This is a genomic window from Legionella donaldsonii, from assembly GCF_900452385.1.
Classification (GTDB): Bacteria; Pseudomonadota; Gammaproteobacteria; order Legionellales; family Legionellaceae; genus Tatlockia; species Tatlockia donaldsonii.
In genome coordinates, this window is record NZ_UGOA01000001.1 from 242,752 (window position 1) to 267,804 (window position 25,053).

Below are 25,053 nucleotides of genomic sequence, written 5' to 3' on the forward strand. Positions count from 1 at the left end.
AGTAGTCCCTGGTTGATGCCAGCTTTGTATAATGGATAGTTTTCTTCATGATTCATATGGATAATTTATGGCAAATTTTGATTTCACGTATACCTTCTTAAACAGAGAAAAATTACCTCTATTAATTCAGCCCACATCTGAGAGACAGGCAAATGTGGATACATTAATCCACTTTCTTAATGAGGAAAATGCATTTTTTAAAGAACAATTGTTGCAATATGGAGCGATTAGGTTTCACGGATTTCATGTTAATTCAGCCGAGCAATTCGCAGCTGTTATTAGTGCCTGCTCCTTAGGTATGCTTTTCAATTATGATTTGTGTGCAGTTCCTCGCACTAAAATTCAAGAGGGTATCTATACTTCAATCAACATCCATGAAAGTTTTAGTGTTCCTATGCATAATGAAAAATCTTATGATCCTGAATTTCCAAATTACATTTTTTTTAACTCCTTAAAAACGCCTGGGTTCGGAGGAAATACTCCTTTAGCTGACGGACATAAAATATGGCTTTCCCTTCCGGATTCTTTACAGCAAAAATTAGAAGCCAAAGGGATGTTATATCGCCATTTTTTTTATGGTAAAGGTCTTAGGCAGAGATTCGTTCGACTCATCGGTAAAGGCCTGAATTGCAGAACATGGATGAGCGCATTTCAAACAGAAGATAAAAACGAGCTCGAGAAGATTTTGCATAATCTGAATTTACAATTTAGATGGACGTCTAAAGGGAATGGCTTAATTACAGAAAGAGCGCTACCTGCTTGCCGCCGTCATCCTATTAATAATAAAGTGGTTTGGTTCAATCAAGCCGCTCACAATAACTTGTATTATAATAAGAGCTTTGTTGCCATAAATCGTACAGTCAAAAATCCTATTGCACGCTTTATTCTGTCACATAGAAATTTTCTGCCCTATGTTGTTTTTTATGGCGATGGTGAGCCTATATCAAAGGAAGAAGCGGATTTAATGCATTTTGCCATTAAGAAAAATATTGTATCTACTTCTTGGCAAGTCGGTGATCTTATGGTTGTTGATAATTACTCATGCATGCATGGTAAGGAGCCGCATAAGGGAGAGCGATTACTCTTGGCAGCGATGACAAAATAGTTGCTCCCAGTGATAAACCAAGCTATTGTTTTGCTTATATTTTAATTAATAAGAAACAATAATCTTTATGCCTATAAAAAATCCTGAGCGATACAGCCATGTTGTAGTGCAAAAAGAATCTATAGTCGAAGAGCGCCTTCATCGCAAACAACGATTAGCCGCAGCCTTTCGTATTTTTGGCAAGCTAGGTCTAAATGAAGGTGTGGCTGGGCATATTACGGTTAGGGATCCCGAATATATCAATTATTTTTGGCTTAATCCTTTAGGTATTTCTTTTAACCAAATCAAAGTATCCGATTTAATCTTATGTAATGATGAAGGTCAAATTATTGAGGGCAAGCATACTCGACTTAACCGAGCTGCTTTTGCTATCCATTCAAGTATCCATAAAGCAAGACCTGACGTTGTCGCAGCTGCTCACTCGCATTCGCTCTATGGGACAACTTGGTCTACAACAGGGCGGTTATTGGAACCGCTTAGTCAATCTGGCTGTGCTTTTTATGAAGATCATAGTCTATTTGATGATTATACCGGAGTAGTTGTTCAACTCTCTGAAGGTGAGCGTATAGCCAAGGCGCTCGGGGATAAGAAGGCTATTATTCTGAAAAATCATGGCCTGCTTACTGTTGCTGATACGGTTGAAGCGGCAGTTTGGTGGTTTATTTCCATGGAGCGCTGTTGTCAAATGCAAATACTGGCTGAATCAACCAGACAAGCGATTGAGCCTATTAAGCGAGAGGTAGCGCTAAGAACTCGCAATAATGCTGTTGGATTTCCCTTGGCTGGATGGTCTAGTTTCCAGCCTCTATGGCAGGATATTATTACTGCTCATCCCGAGTTGCTGGATTAAAACAAAATATTAAAAAGACGCCGATTTAAAATCGGCCTTGAATTTACCTTGTTTACGCAATAAAAATTTTTCCCTTGATGGGCTTTTTGTTTAAGGATATTAGTGTTTGCTACGAGCCAAATTTAAATTATTTCCTTAGGACTGTGTTTATTGCTTGGCAGAGGAGGGCAGTGGTATTCCGCGGTAATTTGTCCTTGTGTATCGACAGCCTGCATAATGACTGGAAATTTCCATAGCGAATGGAGATGCCTTAATACCTCATTGGTATTTTCCCCGAGCGGGGTGCGATTTTGCTGTTTGTACTGTAAAGTCAACGAACGATTTCCTTCCATATCAACGGAGTAGACTTGAATGTCTGGCTCCAAATAGCTCAGATTATACTGGCGAGAAAGGGCTTCACGGATCATTTGATAACCTTGTTCATTATGAATGGCGCCGACCATTAAATCTGGATGTCTGTCATCATCCACAATATGGAATAATTTCATTTCGCGTATTAGACGCGGTGATAAATATTGGGCGATAAAACTTTCATCTTTAAAATTACGCATAGCGCTGTCAAGACTACCTAGCCAATCGGTATTGGCTAGGTAGGGGAACCACTGTTTATCTTCAGCAGTAGGATTTTCACAAATCCGTTTAATATCTTGCATCATATGATAACCGAGCGTGTAAGGATTAATGCCACTGAAATAAGGGCTATTGAAAGCTGGTTGCATGATAACATTGGTGTGATTTTGCAGAATTTCCAGCATAAATTCATCGGTTACTAAACCTTCGTCATAGAGGGCATGTAAAAGCGTGTAATGCCAAAAACAAGCCCAACCTTCATTCATAACCTTGGTTTGCCCTTGAGGGTAAAAATATTGCGCAATTTTTCTGACAATACGAACAATTTCACGCTGCCAGGATTCTAGTAGTGGCGCATTTTTTTCAATGAAATAGAGAATGTTTTCTTGCGGTTCTTCCGGAAAGCGTTTTTTGCGGCCATTGGCATCAATTTGTTTGCTTTGTGGAATAGTGCGCCATAATTCGTTGACCTGGGATTGCATATACATTTCGCGATTTTGTTGGCGAATTTTTTCTTCTTGAATTGATAAACCGGTTGGGTGTTTGTAGCGGTCGACACCATAGTTCATTAAAGCGTGGCAGGCATCAAGAATTGCTTCTACTTCGTCAATGCCGTGACGTTCTTCGCATTCGCTAATATAATTTCTGGCAAAGACCAGGTAATCAATGATGGCATCTGCAGAGGTCCACATTTTAAACAGATAATTATTTTTAAAAAAGGAGTTATGTCCATAGCAGGCATGAGCTATCACAAGAGCTTGCATTGCCATGGTATTTTCTTCCATCAAATAGGAGATACAAGGATCGGAGTTAATAACCAGTTCATAAGCTAACCCCATTTGTCCTCGTTTATAACTCTTTTCCACCCCAACAAAGTGTTTACCAAAAGACCAGTGGTGATAACCAATGGGCATGCCTACTGACGCGTAAGCATCCATCATTTGCTCGGCAGTGATGATTTCAATTTGATTGGGATAGGTATCTAATTTGAATTCTTTGGCCAGGCGCGCAATTTCTTTATCATAGGCTTGAATCAATTCAAAGGTCCATTCAGCGCCGGTGGATAAAGGTTTCTTTCTCATGCGGTTTTCCTTTTGAACAATTCGCGAAATACAGGATAAATATCAGCGATATTATCGATATTTTCCATGGCGAAATTAGGGTATTGATTACGTACTTGCTGATAAACCTCCCACAGGCTTTGATGATGGCGAGGCATAATTTCAATGTAAGCGAAATATTGCAGCAAGGGCATGATTTTTTCTTGTAGTAATTCCTGGCAATAGGGCGAATCAGCGTTCCAGTTATCGCCGTCAGAGGCTTGCGCAACGTAAATATTCCAGGAGGCAGCCGGATAGCGTGAGTCAATAATGGCACTCAATAATTCCAGGGCACTGGAGACGACGGTACCGCCTGTTTCACGTGAATAGAAAAACTCTTCTTCATTCACTTCTTTGGCAGAGGTATGGTGACGAATAAAAACCAGTTCAATTTTCTCGTAATTTTTAGTTAAAAATAGATACAACAAAATGAAAAAACGTTTAGCGATATCTTTTTTGGCTTCATCCATAGAGCCTGAAACGTCCATTACACAGAACATAACGGCTTGTGTTGATGGGGCAGGAATTCGGACTCGATTATTATAGCGTAAATCAATTGTATCAATGAAAGGGACAGCACCGATTTTCTTTTTTAAAAACTCAATGTCGCTTTGCAAACGCAGCAACTCTAATCTATCTGGATTAGGGGATGCTTCCAGACGTGCTAATTCTTCTTCTGCACGGCGCAGATCACGTTTATAGGGCGATGCTAAAGCCACCCGCCGCCCGGTCGCTTGCCGCATGGAGCGGACGACATTAATATTGGAAGGAATACCGCTGCTAGTCACCCCGGCACGTATGGTTTTGTAAGTAGTCATGCGCGCCAATTCTTTTTTTACAAGATCAGGGAGCTCTAAATCTTCAAAATATAATTCCAGGAACTCTTCTCGTGATAATTGAAAAACGAATTCGTCTTCACCCTCACCACTATTAGAGGCTTGGCTGCCACTGCCGCCATCGCTGTTGCTGCTGGGACGTTTAATCCTGTCCCCTGTCATGAATTCATCATTCCCGGGTAAGATCCTTTCTATTCGTCCACCTTGTCCACGGTGAAAGCGCGGTTCGGAAATATCGCGGGCAGGGATACTGATTTGTTCGCCTTGATCAATTTCGGTAATACTGCGTTTACCCACCGCATCGGATACGGCACGTTTAATTTGGTTTTTGTAGCGGCGAAGAAAGCGTTGGCGATTAACCGTACTTTTCTTGCCGGCGTTCTGTCGTCGGTCAATCAATTGCGACATAACTACATCCTTATCAGCTGTTGCCTTGTAAGCCCATAGTAAATTGGCGTTACAAGACAAACTTAGATTTTGTTATTGCGATTTACGTACTCGCAAATACCATTCACAGAGCAATCTTACTTGTTTGCGGGTGTAACCTTTATCTACCATGCGTGCAATAAATTCCTCATGTTTTTTCTTATCATCTTCAGAGGCTTTCGCATTGAAGGAAATCACCGGCAACAGATCTTCTGTATTGGTAAACATCTTTTTCTCAATGACTGATTTCAATTTTTCATAACTATTCCATACGGGATTTTTGCCATGATTATTAGCCCGTGCCCGTAATACGAAATTGACAACTTCATTACGAAAATCTTTTGGATTGGAAATACCGGCCGGTTTTTCTATTTTTTCCAACTCAGAATTAAGTGAGCCGCGATCAAAAATTTCGCCAGTATCCGGATCACGATAGTCTTGATCCTGGATCCAGAAATCAGCATAAGTAATGTAGCGGTCGAAAATGTTTTGTCCATATTCAGAATAGGACTCGAGATAAGCGGTTTGGATTTCCTTACCAATAAATTCAACATACTTGGCGGTCAGATGCTCCTTCATGAAGGTTAAATATTTTTCATGTAACTCTTGAGGAAATTGTTCCTGTTCAATTTGCCGCTCAAGTACATAGAGTAAATGGACAGGATTGGCGGCAACTTCAGAATGATCGAAATTGAATACTTTTGACAGGATCTTAAAGGCGAAACGGGTGGAAATTCCACTCATACCTTCATCTACACCGGCAAAATCACGATATTCCTGGTAAGATTTTGCCTTAGGATCGGTATCCTTTAAACTTTCACCATTGTACACACGCATTTTGGAATAGATACTCGAATTTTGTGGTTCTTTTAGTCGAGTCAAAACTGAAAATTGCGCTAGCATATCAAGTGTTCCTGGTGCACAGGGAGCCTCTTTAAGCGAACTGTTATCCAGCAATTTTTGGTAAATCCTGATTTCTTCAGAAACGCGCAGGCAATAAGGCACTTTAACGATATTGATACGGTCGATAAACGCTTCGTTATTTTTATTGTTACGGAATGATTGCCATTCTGATTCATTCGAGTGTGCCAGAATAATGCCTTCAAAAGGAATCGCAGATAATCCTTCAGTGGCATTGTAATTTCCTTCTTGAGTAGCTGTAAGTAAAGGATGCAATACTTTAATCGGGGCTTTAAACATCTCGACAAATTCTAACAAGCCCCGGTTGGCTCTACACAGGCCACCAGAATAACTATAAGCATCGGGATCATCCTGGGAAAATTCTTCCAGTTTGCGAATATCGACCTTGCCTACCAGTGAGGAAATATCCTGGTTGTTTTCATCTCCGGGTTCAGTTTTGGCGATGGCAATTTGTTTTAGGCGTGAGGGTTTAACTTTTATTACACGAAATTGGCTGATATCGCCGTTAAATTCCTGCAAGCGCTTCACCGCCCAGGGAGACATGATATAACGTAGATGGCGTGATGGAATACCATAGCGCTCATAGAGTAATTCCGCATCCTCTTCCGGGTTAAACAGCGATAGTGGCGAATCAAAAACGGGTGAGCCTTTGATGGCATAAAAAGGAATTTTCTGCATCAAATCTTTCAATTTTTCTGCCAGTGATGATTTTCCACCACCAACCGGACCTAATAAATAGAGGATCTGTTTCGTTTCTTCCAGGCCTTGTGCGGCATGTTTTAAGAAACCAACGATTTGTTCAATAGGTTCTTCCATGCCAAAAAATTCTTTAAAAACAGGGTATTGGTGAATAATTTTATTGGAAAACAAGCGAGATAATATTGGGTCGTGGCGGGTGTCGACTATCTCTGGCTCACCGATAGCCAACAATAATCGTTCAGCTGGATTGGCATAAGCGGCAGGGTCTGTACGACACAGTTCCAGGTACTCATCCAGACTTAACTCCTCTTCTTTGTTGTCTACAAAGCGTCTTGTGTAACCTGCTAAAAAATCTTGTGTGCTCATAAAGTCATCCCCTTTTACTGAATCCCTTTGTGGGAAAAAACGCTCTTTCTTACTTTATAATTTTGCATTTCGCTCATAAACTCTTAGACTTGTAAAAGCGAGATACTGTCTCCCTAGCTTTAGTATAGAGTCTTTTTATATAAAAATATTAAAAAATTGCACATAATCAAACTATTATTTTTTTTGTTTGTTACCCTTTCGATACCGGAGCAAAGTTCATGCCAGACACGACTATTTATCTGAAAGATTATCAAGCCCCTGCCTTCACGGTAGATACAGTTGCTCTTGAATTTGATCTGCATGATGATCATGCGTTGATCACCAATCAAATGCAACTAAAACGGCAGGGTGAAGGGGCTTTGCATTTGTATGGTGATGAACTTGAATTGATCAGTTTGCATCTAAACGGGGAAATCCTTGGCAAAGCGGCTTATCGTTTGCAAGATGGCGACTTATTGATTGAGCAATGTCCGGCAGAATTCACCTTAAAAGTGGTGACTCGAATTCGCCCACAGGATAATAGTAAGTTGTCAGGCCTTTATCGTTCTAATCAACTGTTTTGTACTCAATGTGAAGCGGAGGGATTTCGCCGGATCACCTTTTTTCCTGATCGACCGGATGTGCTGGCGTCCTATACCACGCGTATTTGTGCAGATAAAACCAAATACCCGGTTTTACTTTCCAATGGCAATTTAATTGATGCCGGTGATGCAGAAAATGGCAGACATTGGGTTGTTTGGCAGGATCCTTTCAAAAAGCCTTCTTATTTATTTGCTTTGGTTGCCGGTAATTTGGCGTGTGTCAAAGATGAATTTGTGACTGGTTCGGGGAAAAAAATTGATTTACGGATTTATGTAGAACCAGGTAATGAAGATAAATGTGGACATGCCATGCATTCTTTAAAGAAAGCAATGCGTTGGGATGAAGAGGTGTATGGTCGAGAATATGATCTGGCTATTTTCATGATCGTTGCCGTCAGTGATTTCAATATGGGGGCAATGGAAAATAAAGGGTTGAATATTTTTAATTCCAAATACATTCTTGCTCGGCCTGATACAGCAACTGATCAGGATTTTGCCGATATTGAGGGTGTAGTAGGACATGAATATTTTCATAACTGGACTGGTAACCGCGTTACCTGTCGGGACTGGTTTCAATTAAGCTTGAAAGAAGGATTGACTGTTTTTCGCGATCAGGAGTTTTCACGCGATATGAATTCTCGTGACGTTAATCGCATTATGGATGTTAAAATGCTACGCAATACCCAGTTCCCTGAAGATGCTGGTTCGATGGCTCATCCGGTTCGCCCAGACTCTTATCAAGAAATTAATAATTTCTATACCGCAACCATTTATAATAAAGGTGCTGAAGTAATCCGCATGCAACATACCTTGCTAGGTAAAGAAGGGTTTCGCCGCGGAATGGATTTATATTTTCAACGCCATGATGGACAAGCAGTCACAATAGATGATTTCGTTGCTGCCATGGAAGATGCCAATGGTGTTGATTTTAGTCAATTTAAACGCTGGTATAGCCAAGCCGGAACACCGGAAGTGCAATTAAAGAGTGATTATAGTCACGGTCGCCTGAGTTTGACGCTTATCCAATCCTGCCTTCCAACACCGGAGTGCCAGGATAAAAAGCCTTTTCATATTCCTTTGCGGATAGCACTCTTTGATCTTAATGGTCAACGTCTTCCTTTAAAGGAAGACGTTTTGGAGTTACGTGAAACACAGCAACTATTTCATTTTGACGGTTTGCCCTGTAAACCGATTATTTCCTTATTACGCGACTTTTCAGCGCCGGTAAAATTACAACGCGAAATAAGCCAAGAAGAACTGCTTGCTTTACTGCGTTTTGAAACCGATGGTTATGCAAAATGGGATGCCGCTCAGTGTTTAGCACTGAAATGTATCCATAGTTATCTCAGCACCCCGGAAAAATCATGGGAAATTCCAGTACCGCTTATTGCTGCTTATCGCCACGTCCTGGTTGATGAGTCATTGGATTTAGCGTTGCGTGCTGAAATTTTAATGCCGCCAAGTTTTGAAGAAGTTATTGCTGATTTAACCTTGGTAAACGTTGATGCTGTGGAGAAAGCACGCGATTTCTTCCGCGCCGAATTGGGCAGAAATCTTTTACAACAAGCGTCTGAAATCTACGAGAACTTATGGCAACAAGAGAAACACGCGATGGATGCTCGTGCTTTTGGACAAAGAAAACTACGGAATCTATGTTTGTGGTTAATGATGAAAGCCGACGAGCAAAACACCCTGGAGCGCTGTCATCAGCAATTTGTTACGGCACACACCATGACTGATCAGATTGCCAGTTTTGCCTTATTAAATAATTGTGTACAGGGTACTGTTCGGGAACAAGCCATTGATAGTTTTTACCGGCAATGGTCTCAAGATGAGCTTGTCCTTGATAAATGGTTTGCCCTACAGGCCAGTAGTGAACTGCCCGATACGTTGGCACGAGTAAAAATTTTGCTGCAACACCCTGCTTTCCACATCAAAAATCCGAACAAGGTGCGGGCAGTGTTAGGCGCATTCTGCCAGGCTAATCCGCGTCATTTTCATGCAATTAATGGTAGTGGTTATGCTTTTTTGGGTGAAATGCTTGCTAAATTGGATAAGATAAATCCACAGATTACCGCACGATTGGCAACGCCTTTTACCCGCTGGCGTCGTTTTGATCAAAAAAGGCAAACCTTGATAAAGCAACAATTGGCACAGTTGGCTAAGCTGGATTTATCACGCGATCTTCGGGAAGTTGTTATGAAAAGTCTGGCTTAACGAAAGCTAGCCTATTGTTAGGCTTGGTGTTTCGCCAATTTCATGACGAAACACTAAGAAATCTTCCATAAATAACTAGCGAGAGAGCGGATATGTCAAGTCGTTGTGCTGTCATGGGGAATCCTATAGCCCATAGTTTGTCTCCCTTCATTCATCAATGTTTTGCTGAACAAACCGGGAAGCAGTTGAGCTATGAAAAAAGGTTAGTTGCGGAAGACGCTTTTGAGTCCCAGGTAACGGTTTTTTTTGCCCAAGGCGGGCTGGGATTAAATATTACTTTACCCTTCAAACAACGAGCCTTTGCTATGGCAGATCTAAGTACACCCCGTTGTCAGCGAGCCAAAGCGGCCAATACCTTATGGATGGAGAAAGAGCGTCTGCATGCGGATAATACGGATGGTGCGGGTTTGATAAAAGATTTAAGTCGTTATCTCGATTTAAATGCTAAAAAAATTCTCCTGATAGGAGCAGGTGGGGCTGCGCGTGGCATTATTGCTCCATTATTAGCGGCCAACATCGCTCAGCTAACAGTAACGAATAGAACAGAGGAAAAGGCAACGATCTTGCAGACTGATTTTCCCGAGATAAGCTATTGTCGCCTGGCTGAATTACAAGCGGAGTATGATGTGCTGATTAATGCTACTTCAGCCAGTTTAACAGGGGAGGCGCTCCCCTTGTCTGCCTCGTTATTTCAAGCAGCAACCTGTTGTTATGATTTGGCTTATAGTGCTAAAGGAGAGACGGCCTTTGTTGCTTGGGCACGTGCGCAGGGTTGCCGACAGGCAGTGGATGGTTTGGGGATGTTGGTAGAGCAAGCTGCAGAATCGTTTTTTATTTGGCATGGGATAAGACCGGATACAAGGCCCGTATTAATGGCTTTAAAAGCTAAGCAAAAAACTTGATGACGTCAGTCGCAGTTGCTAGCGTATCTTGATAGCCTAATTCGATTAATTCACGTGTGAATTCTTTTTCAAAGAGTAGAAAGCTAAGTAAATCACCGGAGTGATCTTTGGCGCCGAGAACATTCAGCAAAAAACGAAGCAAAGCAGGCATGTTCAGGTACTGTGCTTGTGCCATGGCCGCTACATCGACACTGGGTTTCAGATGAAGCGTTTCTATGGGACGCCAAGGTGAATGGCGCTTTTTCCACATCGAAAGCAGACGCGCGATATCATTCATTCGGTTTACCATTTCAATGTCGCGATCAAGGTTATCGAGAAATAAGCCATTTAACATCCCACCTAAAACGCGAGCAAAACCAATATCACCATTGCGTAATAACTCAGGATCAGTAAATGCCGGCAATGGGCGTGTGCCTAAAATCAGAATACGCTCAACTTGAAAACGGATGGCTCCGCGTAAAGGAGAAACTAACCCTATACTCCCATCGCCATAGTGAAACCCATCAATCTTTGCGGTGGGAAAAAATAATGGCAGTGCACTGGAGGCTAAAATATGCTCCATAGTCAGTGTCGCACGTTGACTGATATGCCGGGGATAATGCCAATCCTCAAATGAAAGATGATCATGCTGATAGAAAGAAATGGTTTGCTGGGTTTCATAGCAATGACTAATTACTTCCATTGCCTCTAATTGGCCACTGCTTATATTAGTCTCTATAAGTTCGAAATTAATGCTGTTGGTAATAAACTCTCTCAACGGCGTCGTGTCAAGAAGGTGCCCAGATTGGCGTTGTTTCACGATTAAATGACTCAGATTGCGTAACACGGATTTGCTGAGTTCATAATTGCTGGCATTAAAAATTTTTTGACAGTGAATGTCGCTCCAAATAGCCTCCAGTTTTTCAAGGCCAGCAGGAAAATCGTGGGCTTGCTCGGCTAAGATTGCAGCATTAATACTCCCGACGCTGACGCCACTAATCATTTCAAAAGGAAGTTTTTTCACTTGTAAAATATGGCCGATGGCTTTTAGTACACCAGCTTGATAGGCGCCACGGGCACCACCACCTGCTAAATAAAGGGCTTTTTTAGCCATAACTACTTATTTTTTTGATAGATTATAGAAATATAGTGACTCACAGGGAGGTTGGCAAGAGTGCTGAACAGTCTTATGAGTCAAAAATTAGAAAAGAAGTAGGGGCTGTTTACATTTTCTACTATCTTGGCGCTTATGCCTTGAGTTGCTGTGCTTCGCGGTTCACCTGCTCGCTTGTATGCTCCGCTGCGATGCTCAAAGCATAGCGACTCAAGCTAGCGAAATGTAAATGGTTACCGGTTTGCATTCGTTGATAAAGTGGTATAGCGTTTTGATTTTAATTTCCCAGATAAAGAGGAAAAATGCTGGCCTTGTTTCGTACACAGCCGCCTGCTTTTCGCATGATTTTTATGTTAGAAGTCTGGGAGCGTTTTGGTTTTTATACTGTTCAAGGTATTTTGACGTTGTATTTCATTCGTTTTCTTGGATTTAACGACACCGAGGCCTACTACACCTTTGGGGCTTTCTCGGCCTTGGTCTATGGGATGGTTGCTTTAGGTGGTTATCTAGGAGATAAAATATTAGGTACCAAACGCACGATTGTATTAGGGCTAATAACACTTGCTTTGGGTTATCTGGCGCTCGCTTTGGTGAATAAAGAACAGGTTTTTTTAGCCTTGGGCCTTGTTTGTGTGGGTAATGGCTTATTTAAGGCGAATCCTTCCAGCCTGTTGGCAAAATGCTATGAGAAAAATGATCCGCGCCTGCATGGTGGATTTACTCTTTATTACATGGCTATCAATTTAGGGTCTACCTTTGCGTTATTTATCGGACCTGCCTTAGCGAGTAGTTTTGGTTATGCCTATGCTTATTTTATTAGTTTTATAGGTTTGGTTTTAGGTTTGGCTAATTATTGGTTTCAACACCAACATGTCGCTAATATCCATACCAATGCAGATGAGAAAACTATTCCATTAGTGCACTGGTGTTTTGTGGTCCTTGGGATAGTACTTGCCACGCTTGTAGCTGCTTACTTATTGCAACATGTATTGTTTGCCCAAAGTTTGGTATGGCTAATTACAGCAGTGGTTGTTGCTATTTATTTGCTCTATATGCGCCGTGAGAACAAAGGCGCGTGTATTCGAATGCTAGTGGCCTTGGTCTTGATGTTGGAGGCAATTGTCTTTTTTACTTTGTACCAGCAAATGCCCACCTCCTTAAATTTATTTGCTGTTAATAATGTTAGGCCGATCTTGCTGGGTATTACTCTTGATCCACAGAGTTTCCAAGCCCTAAATCCAATTTGGATTATTATAATGAGTCCTGTATTGGCGATGCTTTATCATAAATTGCAACAAAGAGGATTGGCTTTTTCCATTCCTTATAAATTTGCAGTTGGTATGCTGTGTTGCGGTTTTAGTTTTACCTTATTGTATTTTGCCCGCTACTTACATGATAACGGTGGGATGGTTTCATCTTGGTGGTTAGTAGCCAGTTATTTTTTTCAGAGCACAGGGGAATTGTTTGTATCTGCTTTGGGTGTAGCGATGGTTGCTGAATTAGTTCCTGTCCATATTACCGGCTTTGTGATGGGGATGTGGTTTTTAACCTCTTCTATTGCAGGGTTCGTAGGTGCCTCGGTGGCTTCTTTAACGGCTTTACCAGCCACTGTAAAACCGGGAATGGAATCATTGGTAATTTATACGAAGGTTTTTGCTTATATAGGCTTAGTAACACTGGGCATTGGTGGCCTAATGTGGGTGGGGGCAGCTTTTTTGAGTCGTTATATTAAAGCAGAGCAGCCTTAGGAGGATGACGAATGTTATTTTTCTACCCCATTATTCCTGTTAATTATTAATTCGTCGATTTCTATGTCTAGTAAAATCATCGCAATTAGTGGTACTTCTGGTGTTGGAAAGACTACCTTAACGAAGGCATTAGCAAAAGCTTTGGATGCAACCTGTCTTTTCTGGGATGACTTTGATGAGCTTGCAAGTGGTCCAGACGATTATCTTGCCTGGTACGAGCGCGGCCAAAATTATGCGGAATGGAATTATAAAGCCCTTGCCGAGGTTCTTGCTAAACTTGGAGCAAATCAAGTAGTAGAACACCCGGCACTAAAAAAACAGTTGCAAGCGACAGACTATATTATTTTAGATGCCCCTTTAGGACGTTTACATCAGCAAACGGCTAATTATATTACTACGTTTTTTCACATTGTTACTCCTTTAGATGTTTCTCTAGTTCGCCGTTTACTTCGGGATTTTAAAGACGTTAATACATCCAAAGAGGATTTATTGAATGAATTGGAATCTTATCTTACGCGTACAAGGAAACTTTTTTTTGATGGAGAGTTGAAGAAAACTGCCGATTTACTTATTCATGGCCTTCTTTCTACCGAAGCTCAAGTTGATTTAATTCAGAGCTATTTAAGAAATGGAAAAGATAAGCAGCCTGGGTGAATGCTTGTAAGAACGTAACCCGGGTTCACTGCACTCGGGCTACTTCCCCAAGGTATAAGCGAGATTCCCCGCATAAAGCGCGGAAGAGAAGTGATCTGTTGTTATTTTAAGTTGAGGTTATTCTGTCGCTCAACCTATTGCTGCTGTACATTGAACTTCTACCAGTAAGCCAGGCATGGCAAGTTTTGAAATCCCAATGGATGCACTCGTATAGGAATTGACAGGCATTATTTTTGCACGGGCGGCAAAAAAATCAGGGCCATTTTTTTCAATATCCACAATGAAACAGGTCATTGCAAGCATGTTGGTCAAATCAGAGCCAGCGGCAAGAAGCAATGTTCGGATGTTATCAAAGGTTTTAAGAGCCTGTTGTTTTATATCAGGGCCCACTAATTTCCCTTGCTCATCGATGCCTGCTTGTCCAGTAACATAAGCGATGCCATTATAAACTACACAATTGGAAAAGCCATAATGGGCATAATCAAAGACATTTTTGGCGGCAATAATTTTCTTTTCCATAATGTATGTTCCTTTCATAATGAAATCTCGGGCTTACAAGCTTCAAATAGCCTGCAAACTTTTCTAACAGTATAGCAAGCTAACCATGGAGGCTGAATTTTCGGTTCTTTTCATTTTAGCCTTCATTATTTGCACTATTGTTACAAATCCTTAAGCTTTGATTAATAAAGTGTCATTACTATAGTGCTATTATTGTTTGCCGATTTGCTCTTAGGTAGTAAATCCCCCATTTTATGTAATTGAGGTAATGAAGTGGCGAGAAAAATAGCTCTAAGCGATAAAACGAAGCAGTTAATGGCTAAATTAGCTGATACTCAAGCACTCTCCCAGGCATTAATTGCAGCGCAACAGAGCAATATAATCGAGCAAGCGGAATTAGTGCGATGGCTGAATACAAGGCCACAAGGCGATAAGAGGAATGAATTTCTCCTTGAATCATTATCTGCTTCATTATTAAATGATTTGCATAACACTTTATTCACGCAGCAAGAGCAACATAAAAAGAAATCCGATAGATCCAAGAAATTTACCTATTGGTTGTTAGCAATTGCTGGAATAATTTTTTTCGGTTGCGAAGGCTTTGATGGCATTACCGCGATGCTGGAAGTATTTACACTCACCCCTGCGGCAATTTTGGCTACGGGCGTGGTTTTTGCATTGCTTGCGATTACTGTCTTCTGTGCCTTTGATTTAGTTGAAATTGGGAAAAATCTAGGGGTAAAAAATAAAAGCGCGCCGCAACTTCTGGATATTTACTTAAAAGAAGTTAAATTAATTACTAAGATTCGCGAGTATATTCTTGCCGAGCACCTCTCTCGAGACGATATGCCTGTTGAGGAATTACAGGAAAATCTTAACCTGGTGAAGATGTTACAGGCAAAGCAGGGCGACCTGGATGTTGCACGCGCTACGATGCAAAACTTAGGTCGCCGCCCAGCTTTGCAAACAGCAAAATCAATCACGGCGGCTGTAGCAGGCATTATCTTTTTTAGCGGGGGTTTTTTTGCTGGTCAAACGGTTGCTTTAAAAGTTGCTGAACTCTGTTTGATACCAGTTGTTGCCAGTTCCCTACCTATTATTTTTATGAGTCTTTTGACTGGTGCAGCCGCTTTTAGTGTTTATTGGTATGTCGAACGTCTTGGTATCGAAAACCTTATTGCGAGCTATGTTGGCTTGGATCAAGAAAAAATCGATGAGTTCTGTGGGGAAAAAATTGTGGCGAAAGAAAAGAAAAATTTGACACTCTTACACAGCGGTCTTACAAAAGAGCTCCGTACTGCTACAGAAAAGCTTAAAGATCGAGTGATAGTAGTCCCTCCTCACGAAGAGTCAGAGCCTGTCTCACGAGCAAGAACACTGCCTGTAGCTAATGAAGATATAGTTCTAGCTACTAACCGTCATGGTTTTCATGCTAATAAATTGGGAATAAGAAGAGTGGCCTCAGATGGCGATTTGTTTGGCATGTCTCCTGCGCCGTCAATAATTCCTCAAGAGGCCTCCTCTGGCGTGTACCTATAAAGCACCTTCTCCAGGGCAGACCAGTAGTGCACTGCTGGTCTAGTAAGAAACGTGGCTAACCTTAAATACTCAAAATTGACTTAACAAAAGGGATAGTAATTTTTCGTTGGGCTATTAGAGACGCTTCATCGAGCTGGTTAAGTATAGCGTGTAAATCATGCATATTGCGTGCGCAACGATTAAGCAGAAACTGCCCAACACTGATTGGTAATTTGAAACCGCGTTTACTTGCATGTTGTTGTAGGGTTTTGATTTTTAAATCATCTTCTAACTCATTAAGTTGTACAACCAAGCCCCAGGCAAGGCGAGAGCGAAGATCCGGTAAATGGATGGGGGAAGAAGACAGTGGGTGTTGACTCGTGATCAACAGAATAGTTTTTCCATTATCACGAACTTTATTATAGAGATGGAATAGTGCTTCTTCCCAGGCTGTATCATTTGCAATCGTATCGATATCATCAATGGCAATCAAATCTTGCTCTGCTATCCCTTCAATACTCTCTGGTCCCCATTCTTTAAGAATTTTCAAAGGCAAATAAATGGTTGCTGCTGCATGAATGCTCATTGCCTGGCAACAGGCTTGTAATAAATGTGATTTACCGCAACCGGGATTCCCCCAGATGGTGAATAAGCGTTCCCCTTTCCCTTGTAGAGCCATGGTTAACTGTTGTTGTAATAGCGTATTAGACCCCCAACAAAAATCGGTTAAGGTTGCTTCATCATTCAGCTGAATTGCTAGTGCCAATTGACGATTCATTTGGCGAGATGATTGATTGAACACGCTCTTCTGCCCCACGTAAACACATAGTCAATGTAAGTAGCGGCAGTGGTTAGCGCTGTGAGCGCAATGAGTGTATTGATTAAATAAGGCGAAAAAGCAAAAAAAGCCAATTCAAATAGACAGGAAATAACTAGTATTATCTGCAGTGTAGTGTTAATTTTGCTCAACAGGGTTGGTTCAAAATCCAGTTTACGCTGAATGAGCCAATACCAAGCTATAACACCAATCGAGATGGTTAAATCACGAAGAAAAACCAAAATAACCAGCCACCAAGGTAATTCCCCGATAAGCGCTAGCGAAATAAAACTCGATGCAACGAGCAATTTGTCTGCTAAAGGATCGATGAATGAACCAAAAAAACTTTGCCAGTGAAAATGCCTGGCCAACCAACCATCAATGCCGTCAGTTAGGCCAGCTAGCAGAAATGTGTAAAAAGCATTTACATATTCCTGTTGGTAAAGAAGCATTAAAAAGGGCACTATTAATACCAGGCGAAATAGGGTAAGTGCATTCGGTATGTGTTTTAGTATCATGGGTAAAACGGTAAATTTAACATGCCTTCATCCGTCGCGACAGCATTAAGGGTTACGCCAACGCGCCTTGGCGCCTGTGACGGTATTTTGCTATAAAGTGTATACAATAGTCTCGCTACTGTCACGCTGTTGCCATTCATTTAAGAAACTGGATGCTCATGGTTTTGCGGGCGTACTGTCCATTTGCTGGCCTGATTTTGCTGAAAAGGAATGCCTCAAATTAAATTAGTTCTAAAAAACAATCAGTTATAGAATGAATGTAAAGGGTTGGTAATACGTTTAGATAGACCCTCATTGCGATTAGTTAGAAACATGCTCAATTGGCACTGGCAGTGCCAGGGTTCTGCTAATAGGCGATCGCTTTGCTGCTTGAAAATGCCTGATTCAATTGAAGGGGAGAGTTTCTTTAAAGCAGTTTGCAATTCATTATAAACGACCCGCCAAAGCGTTTCTGCCCTAAGAGAAAAATAACGATTAAGCAGACACAGCCAATAAGCCAGATTATTTTGCAAATTACCTTCAATAAATTGTTGGCAGAGTAGGGCTAAATTATCGGTTGTTATTGCCGAGCCAGTGTGAAAAACGGGTTTAACCACGTGCTGATAACAGGGATGGATACAAACAAGACCCTTAGCTTGTTCCCGCACGATGAGTGCTTCTGGTTTGTTGTCAGTAAATATTACAAGCGTATTTTGTTGATGCGAGTCGATAGCTACACCGTAATGAAGTAACAAATGTAATTGACCGGTTAAAACCTGGCGACAGTACAATCTAAAATAATCAATGGGGTTTAAACCGCTACTACTTATAATCTCGATGAGTAGAGGAAGATTACTAAGGGGGGATTGCGTAAAAAGAGCCGCCAAGGGAACCATTTTTTGCCACGGCTGCAGGAAACTGCCGGGGTTTTTACGTAGGGTTAAAACAAATTGTTTATCTTGTGTTGTAGAAATGGGTTTCTCCTGGACACTTAATCCCGCCAGCTCTTCGGCAAGGAAAAGGCTTTGTTCATAATGCTGATTCTGATGGAGTAACTGGCTAAGCCATACAGAGAAAGAGAAACTGTCAGTTGTTGACGTTGATAATAATGCCGGGTCGGTGCTCGCTGTAGAAGCAAATTCTAGATGGCAAGCGTTATTTCTTAATGGCATCGTTGTTCGAAAAGACATGGATGGTTTTACCAGTTGATGATGGGGTATTAAAATCAGTTCCTTCCTGTCAATTAATGAAGAAAAGGTGTTTTGTAGTTGATTGCGCCATTGCCAGGGATGCATCGGCATAGGGTAGTATTCTGTGATATCGACTTGCTTAAAACGCAGTTTTTCTTGCCATAGTTTGTATTCTTTGGGGAATTGATTGGCTATCAATTCAGAGTAGTTTATTTGATTGGTGGTGAGCTGGGCTTGTTGTTTACGTAGAGCACACCAGTGCAGGCTGATTTGTGCATTAAATTCGGGTGAGTATTGTAATACTTCACGACGACTGAATCCTATTTTGGCGCGAAACTGAGGTTGGCTGGGATGACCGAGGCAACCCCATTGTTCAAGCAGCTGTATTATATCTTGGCAGTTTTGTTCAGTGCTTAACCACATCCAGAAACTGGTGTAATTCTTTGCTTGCCGTTTTAGTCCTGCTTGCCAATGTTGGCGATAAGCTTGCGCCATCGCATCGTTAGCAATGGATTCATCCAGTTCATCTCGTAAACGCTGCCAGTGAAAAAAAACAGAAGCTGGTTGATTGGTTTTAAGTTTTGCTTGTAATTGGGCGAGAAAATCGTGCACATGATGGCTGATGATAGGTTCTGCTATAAGACCCTCCCTCATTACTGCCTGCTGTAGACGCTGCAAGCATTGGCGATGAGCAAGAGAGATAAAATGCTCAATAGCACGTTGTGGTAAACCAATTCCTACTTCAAAAAGGAGAAATCGTAATTGGTGACTTAATTCCTGGAAATTACTGTGAGCTAAGGCCATTCTTCACTCCTGATTAAGCGATAGAACAAGAATTGAATTCAATATAAATGATAATCATTCTCATTTGCAAGGGGTGACAGCAAACCGATTCGATTTGCAAATAACCAGGTGGTGGAAAACTAGCCCTAAGACATAACAAGAAGTGCGTATGGTTTGCTGTGTAAATAAAGCACTATAAGGATAATCAATGAATTGCAAAACGGTCCTAGCGCAGCTAACCCGCTTTATATCAGGTTACTACGCTGCTTATCAGGCTACGATAAAACGGAGTCGAAGTTATTCTTCGTTTTGACGGTAAATGATGGCTGTGTTGCCAATTAATTGCACTAAATCAGCGTGCAGTTGCGTGCAAAGTTCAGTTGCCATTTTTTGTCGATCTTCTTTTTCAGCACCAGCAATTTTAATTTTGATGAGTTCATGGGCTAGTAATGCTATATTTGTTTCCTCAACGACTGCTGGTGTAAGTCCCTTAGCGCCCAAAAGGACCACTGGCCTTAAATGATGGGCCTTTGCTTTTAAAGATTGTTTGAATGCAGTGTCCATAATAGCCATCCTGATTATTAAAACGACAAATTATTGCACGTTTTGCTGGGAAAAGGTAGCAAATTTCAGTATCATGCACTAATTCCTTTATTGATTTAATTGTTATGCCTCGTTCCAAAAGTAGTAAACGCTGGTTGCAAGAACATTTTGATGATGTTTATGTCAAAAAAGCCCAGGCTGAAGGGTACCGCAGCCGTGCAGTATACAAACTAAAAGAAGTCGATGAGAAGGAGCGATTGTTGCGCCCCGGTATGACAGTCGTTGATTTAGGAGCGGCTCCGGGTGGATGGACACAGTATGTGACTGAAAAACTGGATGGACATGGTACCATTATTGCATTAGATCTCTTGTCTATGGATGCTTTGCCAGGTGTGGATTTTATTCAGGGTGATTTTCGTGAGGATGCTGTTTTGCAGCAGCTGATGGATTTAGTCCCAGAGCGTGGGGTAGACTTGCTTTTATCAGATATGGCCCCAAATATGAGTGGTTCGGCAGCAGTGGACATCCCCAGTGCCATGTATTTGGCAGAACTGGCTTTCGATTTTGGCAATAAAATGTTAAAACCAGGAGGTACATTGCTCATGAAAATATTTCACGGAACAGGGTTTGATGAGCTTGTAAAACAAGCTCGCGGGCAATTTGACAAAGTGGTCATTCGTAAGCCTGCAGCGTCTCGTGCCCGCTCACGAGAAACCTATTTGCTGGCGAAGGGCTATAATTTATAGTAACTTTATCGTTCTAACGTCGTAGAAATACGTCACAATCGAGGTTAATGCTTTGAACGACATGGTAAAAAATTTATTTTTGTGGTTGATTATAGCAATTGTGCTGGTCTCCGTGTTCAGTAATTTTGGCCCCCGCCATACTTCCGCCGAGAAACTTTCTTATAGTCAGTTTTTAAGAGAAGTCGAGCAAGGCACGGTTAATTCCGTCACCATTGAGGATAATAAAATTATCAAAGGGGTGACCAAAAATAATCATCGTTTTGTGACTTATATGCCTATGCAGGATGATGCCTTGCTGGGTGAATTGCTAAAATCAAAGGTTGATATTAGTGGTCAGGAAAAGCAACAAGAGAGTTTCTTGCTTCATTTATTTATCAACTGGTTCCCAATGCTTCTCTTAATTGGCGTTTGGATTTTCTTTATGCGCCAAATGCAAGGTGGTGGTGGCCGCGGGGCAATGTCTTTTGGCCGTTCACGCGCCCGCCTGTTGGGTGAAGATCAGGTCAAAGTTACTTTTGCTGATGTAGCTGGTGTTGATGAAGCTAAAGAAGAAGTGAAAGAACTTGTCGATTTTCTGCGTGATCCCAGTAAATTTCAGAACCTGGGTGGCCGTATCCCTCGAGGGGTTTTATTAGTTGGTCCCCCTGGAACAGGTAAGACTTTGTTGGCGAAAGCAGTGGCTGGCGAAGCAAAAGTTCCCTTTTTCACGATTTCTGGTTCGGACTTCGTCGAGATGTTTGTGGGTGTCGGTGCTTCACGGGTCCGAGATATGTTTGAGCAGGCAAAAAAACACGCACCTTGTATTATTTTCATCGATGAGATCGATGCGGTGGGGAGACATCGTGGCGCCGGGCTCGGTGGAGGGCACGATGAGCGTGAGCAAACCTTAAACCAATTGCTGGTAGAAATGGATGGTTTTGAAGGCAATGAGGGTGTGATAGTCGTATCAGCAACTAACCGACCTGATGTCCTTGACCCTGCTCTTTTGCGTCCTGGTCGTTTTGACCGTCAAGTTGTTGTGCCTTTACCCGATATTCGTGGACGTGAACAGATACTGAAAGTGCACTTACAAAAAGTGCCTATCGATAAGCAAGTTGAAATAATGCCTATTGCTCGAGGTACACCAGGCTTTTCTGGTGCAGATTTAGCGAATTTGGTAAATGAGGCCGCATTATTTGCTGCACGTGCTAACAAGCGCAAAGTAGGCATGATTGAGCTTGATAAAGCGAAAGATAAGATCATGATGGGTGCCGAACGGCGTTCGATGGTCATGGATGAGAACGAGAAAAAATTAACAGCCTATCATGAAGCTGGTCATGCTATTGTAGGTTTGTTGGTTCCTGAACATGACCCTGTTTATAAGGTAACCATTATTCCTCGTGGTCGTGCGCTTGGTGTAACTATGTTTCTGCCCGAGCAGGATCGCTATAGCCATAGTAAACGGCGTTTGGAAAGCCAGTTATCCAGCTTGTTTGGTGGTCGTATTGCTGAGGAAATAATTTTCGGTGTTGAAAGCGTAACGACAGGTGCATCAAACGACATTATGCGTGCGACTGAAATTGCTCGTAAGATGGTTACAACTTGGGGATTATCAACGCTCGGTCCGCTGACCTTTGGCGAAGAGGAAGGTGAAGTATTTCTCGGTAGAAGTGTTAGTCAGCATAAGGAAATTTCTGACAAAACAGCACAACAGATCGATGAAGAAGTCAGACAGATTGTAGACAGGAATTACCAACGGGCTAAAGAAATTCTTAATGCCAATCTGGATAAGTTACATTTGATGGCTGATGGTTTGATTAAGTATGAAACCATTGATGCGAAGCAAATACAGGAAATTATGTCAGGGCATGAGCCTTCTCCGCCAGAGGATTGGGAAGCAAACAAGGCTACCCAGAAGGATAAAAAAGGCGAAGATCCCACATCAAAACCGGTAAATGGCAAACCTGTTGACCACCCTGCTGGGGAACACTAAATCTAATCTTAATCATTATTATCATCAAGCTGCTGGCAAAGGGCTTGATGAATTTTTTTTGAGAAATATATAGTGAATAGAGAACAGCTTGAACAATGGTGTGAATTTCACCAATCTACCAATGACAGAAAGGTGTTGCGAAAACCCTTGATTATGGGGGTTTTGAATATTACCCCTGATTCTTTTTCAGATGGCGGACAATACTATAACGCACCGGAAAAAGCGGTCGCCCGCGCGCAACAAATGATTGCAGAAGGTGCTGATATTATTGATATCGGGGGGGAATCTTCAAGACCAGGGGCCTTGCCTGTTAGCAGTGCCGAGGAATTGGCAAGGGTGATTCCCTTAATCAAAGCGTTGCGAGCAGAAAGTGATGTGTGTATCTCTATCGATACGACTAAAGCAGACCTTATGGCAAATGCAGTTGCTGCTGGCGCTTCTATGATTAACGATATCAGTGCTTTAGCAGGCGATGAGTCATTGGAAACAGCAGCTAGTTTAGGTGTACCCGTATGTTTGATGCATATGCAGGGACGACCCGAAAGTATGCAAAATAATCCCCATTACAGTGGCAGTGTCGTGGATGAGGTGAACTTGTTTTTTCAGCAACGCGTAGAATGTTGTCTAGCTGCTGGAATTAAAACTAAGCACCTTATTCTTGATCCTGGCTTTGGTTTTGGAAAGACGCCTGAGCATAATCTCTTCATGGTTAAACGTCTTGCTGCTTTTAGGCAGCATAACTTGCCTTTGATGCTTGGTGCATCACGCAAAAGTACACTCGGCTATTTGACGGGCAAGCCAGTTAATCAACGTTTGGCCAGTGGCTTGGCAATTGCTCTTTTTGCCATGTTACAAGGGGTTGGAATTATTAGAACCCATGATATTGCTGAAACCTATCAAGCCCTACTAACAATGCAAGCTATTAATCAGGCTGATAAAGAATAACGAAAGAGGAAATACGGATGAATCAACGAAAATATTTTGGTACAGACGGGATTCGAGGACAGGTTGGTTTATCCAATGTTAACCCAGAATTTATGTTGAAGCTGGGATGGGCTGTAGGGCGAGTCCTTGCAAATGGGCAGCGTAAAAAAGTGATTATTGGGAAAGATACGCGTATCTCCGGCTACATGCTTGAATCGGCACTGGAGGCTGGTCTTTCAGCGGCAGGGGTTGATGTTAGCTTGCTAGGGCCAATGCCAACGCCAGCGGTTGCTTACCTGACCCAAACCCTGCGTGCCAATGCGGGAATCGTAATAAGCGCCTCACATAACCTCTTTGAAGATAATGGTATTAAATTCTTTTCCGCTGATGGTAGTAAATTACCGGATGAGGTGGAATTAGCAATTGAAGCTGAAATGGAAAAACCGTTACAAACGGTTGCCTCAGCAAAATTAGGAAAGGCGATGCGTATTAATGATGCGCCTGGCCGCTATATTGAATTTTGTAAATCGACTATCCCTTCATTGACTCGCTTGTCGGGCCTTAAAATAGTGGTGGATTGCGCTAATGGTGCGACTTATCACATTGCTCCCAATGTATTCAGTGAGCTAGGAGCGGAAGTGATTACAATTGGGGATAAACCTGATGGATTTAATATCAATCAGAAATGCGGTTCAACAGAGCCAGAGGCTTTAAAACGGCATGTTTTGGCCAAAGGTGCGGATCTTGGGATTGCTTTAGATGGTGATGGTGATCGACTGATCATGATTGATGCCGCCGGTAATATAATTGATGGTGATCAGGTTATTTATGTTATTGCGAAAGATCGATTTCAAAGAGGATCATTACAAGGTGGTGTTGTTGGGACCTTAATGAGTAATTATGGTTTGGAGAAGGCTATTACAACAATGGGCGTACCCTTTTTGCGTACAAAAGTCGGTGATCGCTATGTGTTAGAAACCCTAAAAAAACAAGAATGGAAAATTGGTGGTGAATCCTCAGGCCATATTGTTTGTCTCGATAAAACAACCACAGGCGATGGTATAATTGCTGCCTTACAAGTCTTGGCTTGTATGGTAAAACAAGAGAAAACCCTGCAGCAGTTAGTCGAGGGTGTTCAATTACTTCCGCAATCACTAGTCAATATTAAAACCGAAAAAGCAGTATTACTGGCTGAAGATCCCCGGGTTTTAGAAATTGTTGCTGCTTTAAGCAACCAACTACAAGGTGAAGGACGTGTTTTATTACGTCCCTCAGGAACTGAACCCTTATTACGTGTCATGGTTGAAGGGGTTGATAGTCATCAAGTAAAGTCACAGGCTGAACAATTGAGCGATGAAATTAGGCATATTGAGCAGAAAATTGCTGGTACACCTCTTTGAGTGCGCAAGTCTACTAATCCGAGCAGATTTTAACTGATTTAAGAGGCTAGCAGCGTGTAACGAGTAAAGAATCAACACTGTTTAATAAAAGGCAAAT

Annotated in this window: 20 protein-coding genes; 11 read left to right on the forward strand and 9 right to left on the reverse strand. The window is 41.8% G+C overall.

Annotated features, from left to right (window positions below; translation table 11 throughout):
- Window positions 1–67 precede the first annotated feature (67 nt).
- The gene (locus DYC89_RS01115) at window positions 68–1,105 is read left to right on the forward strand and encodes a TauD/TfdA family dioxygenase (protein ID WP_115220132.1); all 1,038 of its coding nucleotides are present in this window, start codon (window positions 68–70) and stop codon (window positions 1,103–1,105) included.
- 67 nt (window positions 1,106–1,172) lie between these two features.
- Window positions 1,173–1,955: a class II aldolase/adducin family protein gene (locus DYC89_RS01120; RefSeq protein WP_115220133.1), complete on the forward strand. Its 783-nt coding sequence runs from the start codon at window positions 1,173–1,175 to the stop codon at window positions 1,953–1,955.
- A gap of 122 nt (window positions 1,956–2,077) precedes the next feature.
- Here the strand turns inward: DYC89_RS01120 and DYC89_RS01125 are convergent, their stop codons facing one another.
- The 3 genes from DYC89_RS01125 to DYC89_RS01135 form a co-directional block, all read right to left on the reverse strand.
- Window positions 2,078–3,607: a SpoVR family protein gene (locus DYC89_RS01125; protein ID WP_115220134.1), complete on the reverse strand. Its 1,530-nt coding sequence runs from the start codon at window positions 3,605–3,607 to the stop codon at window positions 2,078–2,080.
- Complete coding sequence (locus DYC89_RS01130) at window positions 3,604–4,869, reverse strand: YeaH/YhbH family protein (RefSeq protein ID WP_115220135.1); 1,266 nt, start codon at window positions 4,867–4,869, stop codon at window positions 3,604–3,606. Before DYC89_RS01130 ends, DYC89_RS01125 begins: the two co-directional genes overlap by 4 nt.
- Window positions 4,870–4,941: 72 nt before the next feature.
- Window positions 4,942–6,873 carry a PrkA family serine protein kinase gene (locus DYC89_RS01135; protein WP_115220136.1) on the reverse strand — a complete coding sequence of 644 codons (1,932 nt, stop codon included), beginning with the start codon at window positions 6,871–6,873 and terminating at the stop codon, window positions 4,942–4,944.
- Between the two features lie 218 nt (window positions 6,874–7,091).
- On the opposite strand from DYC89_RS01135, the gene pepN reads away from it, so the two are divergent.
- Both pepN and aroE read left to right on the forward strand, forming a co-directional pair.
- Window positions 7,092–9,671 (forward strand): aminopeptidase N, encoded by a 2,580-nt coding sequence (gene pepN / locus DYC89_RS01140; RefSeq protein ID WP_115220137.1) that lies wholly within the window; start codon window positions 7,092–7,094, stop codon window positions 9,669–9,671.
- A gap of 92 nt (window positions 9,672–9,763) precedes the next feature.
- On the forward strand, window positions 9,764–10,573 hold the full coding sequence (gene aroE, locus DYC89_RS01145; RefSeq protein WP_115220138.1) for a shikimate dehydrogenase: 810 nt from the start codon (window positions 9,764–9,766) through the stop codon (window positions 10,571–10,573).
- Here the strand turns inward: aroE and DYC89_RS01150 are convergent.
- A complete protein-coding gene (locus tag DYC89_RS01150; protein ID WP_115220139.1) occupies window positions 10,557–11,666 on the reverse strand; it encodes a patatin-like phospholipase family protein in 1,110 nt (369 codons plus the stop codon). The genes aroE and DYC89_RS01150 overlap by 17 nt on opposite strands.
- A gap of 302 nt (window positions 11,667–11,968) precedes the next feature.
- Between DYC89_RS01150 and DYC89_RS01155 the strand changes: the two genes are divergently transcribed.
- Together DYC89_RS01155 and DYC89_RS01160 are read left to right on the forward strand one after the other, a co-directional pair.
- Window positions 11,969–13,414 (forward strand): oligopeptide:H+ symporter, encoded by a 1,446-nt coding sequence (locus tag DYC89_RS01155; protein ID WP_115220140.1) that lies wholly within the window; start codon window positions 11,969–11,971, stop codon window positions 13,412–13,414.
- Between the two features lie 63 nt (window positions 13,415–13,477).
- Window positions 13,478–14,068 (forward strand): AAA family ATPase, encoded by a 591-nt coding sequence (locus tag DYC89_RS01160; protein WP_115220141.1) that lies wholly within the window; start codon window positions 13,478–13,480, stop codon window positions 14,066–14,068.
- A 129-nt stretch (window positions 14,069–14,197) separates the two neighbouring features.
- Here DYC89_RS01160 and DYC89_RS01165 read toward each other — a convergent pair whose 3' ends face one another.
- On the reverse strand, window positions 14,198–14,587 hold the full coding sequence (locus tag DYC89_RS01165) for a Rid family hydrolase (RefSeq protein ID WP_115220142.1): 390 nt from the start codon (window positions 14,585–14,587) through the stop codon (window positions 14,198–14,200).
- Window positions 14,588–14,839: 252 nt separating this feature from the next.
- Between DYC89_RS01165 and DYC89_RS01170 the strand changes: the two genes are divergently transcribed.
- Entirely contained in the window at window positions 14,840–16,105 is a 1,266-nt protein-coding gene (locus DYC89_RS01170; RefSeq protein ID WP_147285461.1) for a hypothetical protein, read from the forward strand.
- 61 nt (window positions 16,106–16,166) lie between these two features.
- Here DYC89_RS01170 and hda read toward each other — a convergent pair whose 3' ends face one another.
- From hda to yhbY, 4 genes are all read right to left on the reverse strand, one after another.
- Entirely contained in the window at window positions 16,167–16,862 is a 696-nt protein-coding gene (hda, locus tag DYC89_RS01175) for a DnaA regulatory inactivator Hda (RefSeq protein WP_115220144.1), read from the reverse strand.
- The gene (locus tag DYC89_RS01180) at window positions 16,859–17,419 is read right to left on the reverse strand and encodes a CDP-alcohol phosphatidyltransferase family protein (RefSeq protein ID WP_115220145.1); all 561 of its coding nucleotides are present in this window, start codon (window positions 17,417–17,419) and stop codon (window positions 16,859–16,861) included. The genes hda and DYC89_RS01180 overlap by 4 nt, the downstream gene beginning before the upstream one ends.
- A gap of 242 nt (window positions 17,420–17,661) precedes the next feature.
- Window positions 17,662–19,392, reverse strand: coding sequence for an IucA/IucC family protein (locus DYC89_RS01185; RefSeq protein ID WP_115220146.1), 1,731 nt, complete (start codon window positions 19,390–19,392; stop codon window positions 17,662–17,664).
- A 276-nt stretch (window positions 19,393–19,668) separates the two neighbouring features.
- On the reverse strand, window positions 19,669–19,935 hold the full coding sequence (gene yhbY, locus DYC89_RS01190; protein ID WP_115174311.1) for a ribosome assembly RNA-binding protein YhbY: 267 nt from the start codon (window positions 19,933–19,935) through the stop codon (window positions 19,669–19,671).
- Between the two features lie 104 nt (window positions 19,936–20,039).
- Between yhbY and rlmE the strand changes: the two genes are divergently transcribed.
- The 4 genes from rlmE to glmM all read left to right on the forward strand — a co-directional run bounded on the left by rlmE (window position 20,040) and on the right by glmM (window position 24,956).
- Window positions 20,040–20,660, forward strand: a complete 621-nt coding sequence (gene rlmE, locus DYC89_RS01195; protein ID WP_115220147.1) for a 23S rRNA (uridine(2552)-2'-O)-methyltransferase RlmE — start codon at window positions 20,040–20,042, stop codon at window positions 20,658–20,660.
- A 61-nt stretch (window positions 20,661–20,721) separates the two neighbouring features.
- Complete coding sequence (ftsH, locus tag DYC89_RS01200) at window positions 20,722–22,632, forward strand: ATP-dependent zinc metalloprotease FtsH (RefSeq protein WP_181879435.1); 1,911 nt, start codon at window positions 20,722–20,724, stop codon at window positions 22,630–22,632.
- A gap of 72 nt (window positions 22,633–22,704) precedes the next feature.
- A complete protein-coding gene (gene folP, locus DYC89_RS01205) occupies window positions 22,705–23,577 on the forward strand; it encodes a dihydropteroate synthase (RefSeq protein ID WP_115220149.1) in 873 nt (290 codons plus the stop codon).
- Between the two features lie 17 nt (window positions 23,578–23,594).
- Window positions 23,595–24,956: a phosphoglucosamine mutase gene (gene glmM, locus DYC89_RS01210; protein ID WP_115220150.1), complete on the forward strand. Its 1,362-nt coding sequence runs from the start codon at window positions 23,595–23,597 to the stop codon at window positions 24,954–24,956.
- The last annotated feature ends 97 nt before the right edge of the window (window positions 24,957–25,053 follow it).